Origin of the sequence: Halalkalibacter flavus, assembly GCF_036663575.1 — a bacterium.
GTDB lineage: Bacteria > Bacillota > Bacilli > Bacillales > Bacillaceae_D > Halalkalibacter > Halalkalibacter flavus.
In genome coordinates this window covers 1-278 of sequence record NZ_JAWRVK010000200.1, presented here as the reverse complement: position 1 = coordinate 278, position 278 = coordinate 1, and the positions used below count along the sequence as shown (strand labels likewise).

1 pseudogene is annotated in these 278 nt (G+C 56.1%); it reads left to right on the top strand.

Features of this window, described 5'->3' with window-relative positions:
- Positions 1–278, top strand: a pseudogene (locus SAY88_RS24985) (hypothetical protein); the annotation flags it as partial.

Genomic DNA, 278 nt, shown 5'->3' with positions numbered 1-278 from the left:
CCCTGTCTTCGAAGTTAACCCTAACGATCGTGCGGGACCACGTCCGCTACCAAGAGAAGTTTCGTGACGGTGGTCAACCAATCGGCACCCTAAAGGAACTGGGCAAGACCCGGGAAGGCTCGGGAACCACGGTCACCTTTAAACCGGATCCCACGATCTTTTCGACCACCGTTTACGACTACCAAACCTTGGCAAGGCGCCTGCGCGAGTCCGCCTTCTTACTCAAGGGGGTTAAGATCACCCTGACCGACAAGCGGGAAGGAATGGAGCAAGAAGAG